Below are 9,065 nucleotides of genomic sequence, written 5' to 3' on the forward strand. Positions count from 1 at the left end.
AGCCAGGGAGTGTGCGCTGCGTACGCGTGCTCGCCGCCGTCCAGGGTGTCGGCGCCAGAACCGCCGCGCATGGTGTCGTTGCCGTCCAGACCGTGAACTTTGAACGTCACGCCCTCGCGGCTAAAATTCGCCACGCCCGTCAGGTCGTCGGCTTCGTTCGTGCCCCAGACCTGCACCGTGCCGTTCAGGATATGAAAGGTCGCCTCGCCGGTGCGCAGACTGCCGTCATCAACGGTGAAGACAAAGGAATCTTCCTCGATGACCCGGATCTCGTCGCCGATTTGCGGAGTGTTGAAGCGGAAGGAGACGCGGTCGGCGTCGAGGTCGGCCTGGGTGAAGACCGGCTGCGAGAAATCGGTGATTTCCACACCGTCCAGCAGCAGCACGCCGTTGGCCGGGCCCTGGATGATAGTGTACCCGAGATCAGAGGCGTCGTTGTCCACATCCGTGGCCGAGAGCGAACCCGCCAGGGATCGCGCGGCCAGTTCGTCCACATGTAGCGCATCGTTGACGGCGACCACCGGCGCATCGTTGACCGGGTCGACGGTCAGGCTCGCCCTGGCCTGGGCCGTGCCGCCGTGGCCGTCGCTCCCCGTGTAGTCGAAGGACGCGGAGCCGTTCCAGTCGGCCGTGGGCGTGAAGGTCCACGTGCCGTCACCGTTGTCAGTCAGGTCGCCGTTGCCCGTGGCCAAAGTCAGACCCGTCACGGACAGCGTGTCGCCGTCGAGGTCGGAGGCCCGCGCCAGCAGTTCCGCAGCGGTGATGACCAGACTGCCGTCCTCGCTCATGGAACCCAGGTCAACGGGGCCATCGACTACTGGCGAGACATTGCCTGCCGCCCCTCCGTCATCGTCGTTCATGACCGGAGCCGGCGCTTCCCATTCCTTAAAGTCGGGACTTTTGCCGGCTGACAGGCCTTCCCCGGACTCGGCACTGAAGGAGGCCATTTCAAGGAGCTGATCCAGACCGAAATCTCCGCCGACATCGCGATGCAGAAAGCCCGTATCGGCCACGCTGGCCTGGTGAATGGAGAGCGGTTCGCCGACAAGCGCGTCCCCATCTTCGACGGCTGCCTGGGGCGCGAAAACAATCAAGGGCCCTTTCGTTTCGGAACCCGGCATGGCCAGTTCCGACAAGGAATCCGCCGCGGCCACGACAATTTCCTCCCCTCCCTTCAGACGCACCGTGTACTCCCCATGCGCCCCGCGCGTTACCTCGACATGTTCGGGTGTCTCGAAGAGTACCAGCCTTTCACCCTGAGCGAGCTCCACCTTGCCGCCGTTGGACACATGTCTTTCCAGCAAACCGCCTCTACCCTGCCGAACGCCCACCTTGATTGCGAACATGGAATTACTCCTCAAACTTGTTATGGTACTTGAGTTCGAGCCCAAGCTATCGAGATTCCATGTACCTAGTAATACGCACGGCTGAATAATTTACGTATTCAATACCTACTCAATATAGGGGGTAACCCGGGAAGGAATGACCAAAAAATTCGTACATCGCGCACGCCAAACGCCTCATTCATGCCAAGATTCATGGGTTTCCGAAATCGAGCGTGGCTGATCGCCGATAGCCTGAGACTGCACCGGGCCCTTTTCATGGCTGGTGAGATCATGCGGGCAGGAGGAATCGAAGTGACGCCGTCACATGCCCGAATAGGCCATGAGATCGACCGTCAAAGCCATAAGAACGTGACCGAAGCGGCCGGTCACGAGGAAACGCGGCGCGCGTTCAGCTTCTCCTGAACGCGCGCCGCGTGAGATCGGTGTATTCTCGGGAGACGGACCGATCAGCTACTTCCCGAATCGGGCACGTCCGACCCGAACGACGTCATGGATCATGGCGTGCGCTTGCGAACCCGTGCGATATTGTGCGGGGATCGATACGCATCCGAGCGTCGCGCACGGTCATGAATTCGCCTTTCCCTGACGCCGCCTTCTGACGGCCTCCCCCAGCAAGGCGAGCCTGCGAGGCAGGAGTTTTTGCAGATCGTAATTATTGATGATGGTCTGCCTGGCCCGCTCGCGCACGACCTGCAAACGGTCGCGATTCTCCAGCGCCTCGATGGTGCGCTCGGCGATGGCCTTGGGGGAATGGAAATCCGTGAGGAGGGCGTTATGGCCGTCGCTGGCCACCTCGCGCACCGGTTCCGTGTCCGAGGCCACCAGCAGGCAGCCGCAGGACATGGCTTCGAGAAAGGACCAGGACAGCACGAAGGGCCGCGTCAGGTAGACATGCACCGACGAGGCGCGCAGCAGCGTCCGGTACTGGCCGTACGGCAGGGTTCCGACGAAATGGATGCGCTCGGGGTCCGGTTGCAGGCGTTCCATCAGGACCTGCTTCCAGGTCTTGCCCGGTTCCGGGGGTGCGCCGTAACATGTCCGATCCTCGCCGCCGATGACAACATGGCACTGGGGCCGGCGCCTGACCACCTCGACAGCGGCCTCCAAAAACTGTGGGAAACCCCTGTACGGCTCCATGCCGCGCGTGGCGTAGGTCACAATTTCCGTGGCGTCCGGCAAATCCAGGCCGGGCAGGGTCATGCGGGCGGCGGGGTCGGGGGAAAAATACTCCGTGTCCACGCCGTCATGGACCACGGAAATCTTGGAGCGCAATTCCACGGGAAACTGTTCGAGCTGCCAGCGGGTCGGGCAGATGCCCAGATCGCAGCTCAGAAGATCGTTGATGATGGGGAGATTGTTGACGCGGACCGAAGTTCTCGATTTGAGGGTTGGCTTCTGTCCGGAAAAACGCATGTCCGCGCTGTCGGAGCCGTAAAACCATTCAAAATACCCGACAAAGGCCGCCTCGGGGAAGACGTCGTGCAGCAGCATGGTCGGCCCCCACCCGGAATGGCCGCAGATGACGTCCGGCACGAACCCTTCGGAACGCAGCCGCACGGCCGCACGCATGGCCGCCCCGGCATGCCGGGCGGCGTTTCCCGAGTTCCCCATCAGACTGCCCATGGGATCGGCCGTATTCATGTCCGGGGCGTAAACCGCTTTGCGGACACCGGGTATCTCCCAATCAGGCCGGTATTCCTGAGTGAGGAAGACCACCTCGTTGCCGGGGTTGCTCCCGAGAGACGCGGCCAGATGGCGGAACTGCGCCGGAAAATTCACGTGTACGAAAAGAATGCGCATGCTGCCTCCGTGTCTGCATCATCGTCGAGCCTTTCACCGGCGTCATCCCGTCAAGCCGTGGTCGCGTCCGGAATCCGGGGTTGGAAGCGGAAACGGCTCACCTTCCTGTTCCAGATATCGCCTGCACCAGCCGGAACGCATCGCTTTCATGGTGCGTCAAACCCATCTTCGCGTCATTCCCGGTCCGATCCGTCCGATCCTCCCGCCGTCCCGGCTTGGGAGGATCGGACGGATCGGACCCCCGAGCAGCCGGCCCTCAATCCGCAATCTCCTCTACCCTGAGATCAACACCGAGGATTTCCATGAGCCGGGAAGCGGGCGCGCACAGCCGGTAGTGAGAGAAGGTGTGTGCCGCCATGCCGTTCAGGTAGACCTGCTGCGAACTGAACAAGCTCTTCTGCGCCGAAACCAGATCCACCAGGGAGCGCTGCCCCATGCGGAACTGGTCCGTGTAGCTCGTCACCACCTGCGCATTCTCGTCGGTGAGGCTGCGCAGCACGGACAGCAGCCTGCCCGTCGCGCGGTAGAAACTCCAGGCCGTGCGCATGTCTTCCTCCACCTCGCGCTGCACGCCCAAGGCATCCTGCTCCGCCTTGAGCCTGTCGGCCTTGGCCTTGCGGATGGCCGCCGCGTCGGAGCCGCCGCTGAAGAGGTTGAAGCTGAGTTCGAGCATGGCCGAGGCGTCGTAGTAATCCGCGGTGTAACCGCCCGTGTTGTCCGCGCGGCCGGCGGCGAGCTTGACCTGCACCTTGGGCATCATCCGCCCCTTGGCCGAATCAACCTCGCGCTCCTTCTGCTGCTCGGCCAGGCGCGCCGCCTTCAGGGCGCGATTGCCGGCAGCGGCCTGGCTCACCGCGGCGTCCTCGCCCTGCGGGACGACATGGGCGGGGCGGTCGGGCATGGCCAGCGCGCCGGGCTTGGCACCGAAGAAGCGGATATATCCGGCCTCGGCATCCTCCGCGGCCTGACCGGCCTGCACGAGGCGGGACCGCGCCTCTTCCAGGGCCGCCTGGGCCTGCGTCACGTCGGCCTGGGTGCCGCCGCCGCCTTCCAGCCGGATGCGCGTCAACTCCGCCAGCTTCTCGTGCTCGGCGATGTTGCGCTGGCAAAGTTCGACCACAGCCCGGGTGCGGATCACTTCCATGAAGTACTGCGTCGCGCTCAGCCCCACGTCCTCGGCCGTGTTGAACAGTTCCTCGCGCCTGGACTCGGAGTGCAGCTTGTCCGCCGCCACCTTGGAATAAGTCAGGCCGCCGTCGAAAAGCAACTGGGACAGCACCACGCGCTCCTCGTTGGTCCACGCGTCTCCGTCGCCGCCGGAATACATGGCCTCCGTCGTGTCGTTGTGCCGCAACGCATACCCGCCGCGGGCGACAAAATCCAACTGCGGCAGCAGCGCCCCGTAGGACTGCAGATAGGCCTCGTGCGACACTGCGGCGGCATGCTTGCCGCTCAGAAATTCGGGATTGTCGTCCATGGCCGACTGGATCGCGGCCTTCAGCGACACCTCGCCTCCAGACACATCATCCAGCAGGGCCTCCACGCCCGACGCCCCGATCGGACTCATCCCCGCCTTGCCTGTTTCGAACTCCTGCGCCAGTCCGACCTTCGGCACCAGCAACAACGCGAACACAACCCACAACACGCCACGGTATGCGATTCCCAGTCCGTTCATCTCGCTTCCCCCTTCTTTATCGGGCCCCCGGAAAATCCGGCTCCGCCCGGTTCCGCACGGCAACCTCGATTGAGCAACCTCGGTTGAGTCCTGTTTAGTGGAGGAGACGCTGTTCTTTGAATCCATACCCCCATGTATATTACGTACTTATACTTACTTAATCCGGCACCAACTGGCTCCCTTCGAGTACTCCATGGTGCGTACTCTCCTCCCCGAGCCCCCCCCAATACGTACCGGACTCATCAGACGCCGAGGGCCGGCCCATCAAGATGGCGGCCCTGCGCACCGCCGACCCACTTTTCCAGGACGCCGAACAGTTCCCGGGTATCGATGGGCTTGGCCAGATGGTCGTTCATGCCGGCAGCGATGCACGCTTCCCGGTCGCCCTTCATGGCGTTGGCAGTCATGGCGATGATGGGCAACTGCCTGTACCTGTCCATGGCCCGGATACGGCGACTGGCTTCGAGCCCGTCCATGACCGGCATGGTCATGTCCATGAGCACGACGTCGTACGCCTCTTCGGTCTCTTCCAGCCTCTGCAACGCCTCCAACCCATTGCAGGCCACCTGGGTGTCCGCCTCGACTTCGTCGAGGATGGCCCGCGCCACCTCTTGGTTGAACTGGTTGTCGTCGACCAACAGCACGCGCAGGCCCCTCATGGCGCTGCCAGGCAACGCATCCCGTTCCTCCGGAGCCTCCCTGTCGCCCCTGTCCCTGCAGCAGCCCATGGCCGCCATTACCGCATCGAGGACTCCGTCCGCCGTGACCGGCTTGACCACGAAGCCGGTCACGCCGATATCCGCCGGGTCCCGTCCCTGTGGATCTTCGTGCGACGGAAGCGCCGCCAGCAGGGCCGGCACGTCTTTCGGCAGCCCCGCGACCCGTAGCCGCTCCAGGGTCTGGGGCCCGTCAAGGTCGGGCATGTCCCAGTCCAGGATGACCAGAGAAAAACGATCGGGATTGCGTTGTACGGCCGCCACCGCTTGCAGGCCCGTTTCCACGGCCTCGCAGGCGAAGCCCAGGCCGGCCAGGGCAAGAGCGAGCTTGCCCCGCGCCGCCGGGTTGTCGTCGGCCACGAGAACGGCCAGGCCTTGCAGTTCCTTCGGGAGTTCCGGCCTTGCCGAAACCGGTTCCCCGTCCAGGCCCAGATCCAATTCAACTCTAAACGTCGAGCCCAGGCCTTCCTCGCTTGACACCCCGATCACTCCGCCCAAGAGGCTGACAAGCCTGTAACTGATGTTCAATCCCAACCCGGTCCCTCCGAATCGGCTGGACGTATCCCCGCCGCCCTGCTCGAACGGCTCGAACAACCGGGGTCTGAGGGCGGCCGGAATCCCCGGCCCCGTATCCGCGACCTCGAAGCGGAACCTCCGACAGCCGGACGCATCCCCCTGTATCCTGGGAACAAGGCCCGCCCTGATCCAGACTTCGCCGTTCACGGTGAATTTCACGGCGTTTCCAGCGAGGTTCACCAGAATCTGCCTCAAGCGCATGGGATCACCCAGAACCTGGACGGGCATGTTCTCGTCCAGATCGAGCAGCAGTTCGTTGCCGTTCTTCCGAGCCGTCGATGCAACGATCTCGCACACTTCCCGCATCAGGCAGGGCAGATCGAAGGGCTTGCGCTCCACGTCGAGCTTGCCGGCCTCGATCTTGGCCAGGTCCAGAATCTCGTTGATCAGCCCCAGCAGATGGCCGGCCGCGACCTTCACCTTGAGCAGGCACTGCCGGGCCTGGCCGACGGGCTGCATGCGCAGGGCGATGTCCGTGAACCCCATGATGGCCGTCATGGGGGTGCGGATTTCATGGCTCATGCGGGCCAGGAACAGGCTCTTGGCCCTGGCGGCCAGGGCCGATGTCTCCCGCTCCACTCGCAACTGCCGGATGCGGTAGGCCAGGGGCAGGGACATGAAGACAGCCTCGCCGGCCAGAGCCAGATTGAACCCCATGGTATAGCCGAGATTGGACCAGCCGATGACCGTGGCCGCAAAAATGAAGAAAAGCACCGCGACCAAGCACCAGGCCATGAACAGGATGCACCCCGGCCAATGGTTCCTGCAGCAGCTCGACAGGCAGACCCCGAACCCCAGGAGAAACACGGCGAGATTGAACACGAGGCTGAACATGGTATGCGTATGGGAGGACGGCATCAGGGGCCCGAGAAAGATCAGCGCCACCGTGGGGGGGAGACAGGCCAGGAGCAGTCTGTCCCAGCGGGGATGAAACCGCGACGTTTCCAGGAAGTCGCGCAGGAAAAGGCACATGCTGACTGCGCAGATGTTGATGGATGTGGACGCGACCAGGGGCTGCAGCTCGTAGCTGAAGAACGGCGTCCACATTTTATTGGTGAAATATCCCAACAGAGAGGCGTGAAAGGTGACGAACCACAGGTAGGAACGGTCGCGCAGATAGATGAAAATGACGAAATTATAGACGACCATGGCCAGCAGCACGGCCACGAAGGCGCCGAAGGCCAGGCTGCGCAGGTTGTTCTCGGACAGGCAGCGGTTGCGCTCGCACGCCGACGGCCTGACGAAGGTCACGCGTTCGCTAAACACCCTGAAATAATAGGTATGGCTTTGCCCGTCGGCGATGAGAGGGATGAGGCGGCCGTCATTGGTTGCGCCGAAGCGGTGGGAGGTGCGTTGCCAGGGACTTCCATCCGGGCCGGGCCGTGGCAGCGGGGAGAAGAAATCAAGGGTCCTGACGTAGGCCCAGTCAGGGTCGAAATACCAGTCCGTGCCGGGATCGAGCCGCAGGGTGAAGCGGAACCACCATACGGAGTCCGCCATGCCGAGATTGAAGGACGTGTCCAGCACGGGCCGGAAGGCAGACGAACCGGCCACCTGCCCGATTTCCTTCAGGGTGTGGGTTCCGTCCTCCAGCACCTCCAGATAGGGCCCCAGAGCCAGAAGCGACTGACCGGGCGGCGGGGATGCCTCCAGCACCCGCAACTCCCCGGACACGGGGGGTTTGGGGTCCGGTTCGGACTCCGCAATCCACGCTACGCGGGAGGCTGCCCTGGTCATGGACGGACAGGCCAGAACCGCGAGGGTGGCGCAGAGCGCCATGACCGTCCAGGAGCCAACCTTCCGAACGGTCGCGCTCAACCCATGACAGGGCCGACGGGGGGAGCCCCCCGTCGGCCCTGAGTTTTTCTTCTGCGTCTCCCAATTTCTCGGAGAATCCAGGCCTGGATCTCCGCAAGGGGTCCGCAGACCCTTCGAATTCCCGTTCCCTTCGTCGCTGCGCGACCCGAACTCCACGATTCGCCTGTTTCCCCCGCGCTCCATCCACGCCCCCTTTCCCGGTGGAAACCGGGACCGCGATCAGGCGTGCACGACGTTCTGGTTGGCGATGTCCGTGTCGATCATCAGGTTGACCAGGATCGAACCCGCGTACCCAGAGTAGTGGTCGTACTGCTGCCCGTCGGCCCCGGTCGCCACACCTACATGCGTCCAGCCCGTATCCGTGGTCGTCACGGTGTCGTTCCCGTCACCGTGCACCCACAGGGTGTCGGTGCCGCCCGTGGTGTCCAGCACGTCCGAGGCCTTGAGGGTCAGGGTGTTGGCGTCGTCGGCATCGCCGGCGATGTCGATGCGTTCGATGCCGGTGATCCGGCCCGCGTCGTTCATGGCCGTCAGGTCAAAGCCGCTGCCGGTGCCGGCGTGACTTTCCAGGCGGAAGGTGTCGAACCCGTTTCCACCGTCAATGGAATCCATGAAGCCGCCGACCAGGCTGTCGTCCCCGGCTAGGCCGGAGATCACGTTGTTCTCGTCGTTGCCGATGAGCGTGTCATTATAGGTCGAGCCCGTGAGATTCTCGATGGAGATGAGCACGTCGCCATAGGCATGGTTGCCGCCGTAGAGGACCCCCTGGTTCGTCCCGTCGTCGATGGTGGACAGCATGACCGTGACCGCGCCACCGCCGGTCTGGGCCGTATGGCTGTCCTGCAGGTTCAGATCCACATAGACCGCGGCCTCGCTCAGGCTGTAATCCGCTGTGTCCTTGCCCTCGCCGCCGTCCAGGGTGTCCGGAGCGCCGAGGCCCATGAGCAGGTCGTCGCCCGCGCCGCCTTCCAGCCGGTTGGACGCCGCGAGGTAAGCCCACGAGTCCAGCGGGGCGAACGCCTCGTCGCCCACGGAACTGCCGATGAGCGTGTCGTCGTGAGCCGAACCGATGACGCCGTCGATGTACCAGAGCTGATCCCCGACCTCCTCGCCGCCGGGTACGCCGGACTGGAC

Annotated in this window: 5 protein-coding genes; all 5 read right to left on the bottom strand. The window is 63.7% G+C overall.

Annotation, left to right across the window (positions count from 1 at the left end; all coding sequences use genetic code 11):
* The coding region (locus G394_RS19755) for a cadherin-like domain-containing protein (protein WP_043776382.1) at positions 1–1,346 on the bottom strand (1,346 nt) is incomplete at its 3' end.
* Positions 1,347–1,910: 564 nt separating this feature from the next.
* A complete protein-coding gene (locus G394_RS0116685) occupies positions 1,911–3,146 on the bottom strand; it encodes a glycosyltransferase (protein WP_028578612.1) in 1,236 nt (411 codons plus the stop codon).
* Between the two features lie 256 nt (positions 3,147–3,402).
* Complete coding sequence (locus G394_RS0116690) at positions 3,403–4,821, bottom strand: TolC family outer membrane protein (protein ID WP_028578613.1); 1,419 nt, start codon at positions 4,819–4,821, stop codon at positions 3,403–3,405.
* Positions 4,822–5,063: 242 nt separating this feature from the next.
* Positions 5,064–7,892, bottom strand: coding sequence for a hybrid sensor histidine kinase/response regulator (locus G394_RS20450; protein WP_169725586.1), 2,829 nt, complete (start codon positions 7,890–7,892; stop codon positions 5,064–5,066).
* A gap of 258 nt (positions 7,893–8,150) precedes the next feature.
* On the bottom strand, positions 8,151–9,065 hold a 915-nt coding region (locus tag G394_RS0116700), incomplete at its 5' end, for a calcium-binding protein (RefSeq protein ID WP_028578614.1).

The organism is Desulfomicrobium escambiense DSM 10707 (assembly GCF_000428825.1).
GTDB lineage: Bacteria > Desulfobacterota > Desulfovibrionia > Desulfovibrionales > Desulfomicrobiaceae > Desulfomicrobium > Desulfomicrobium escambiense.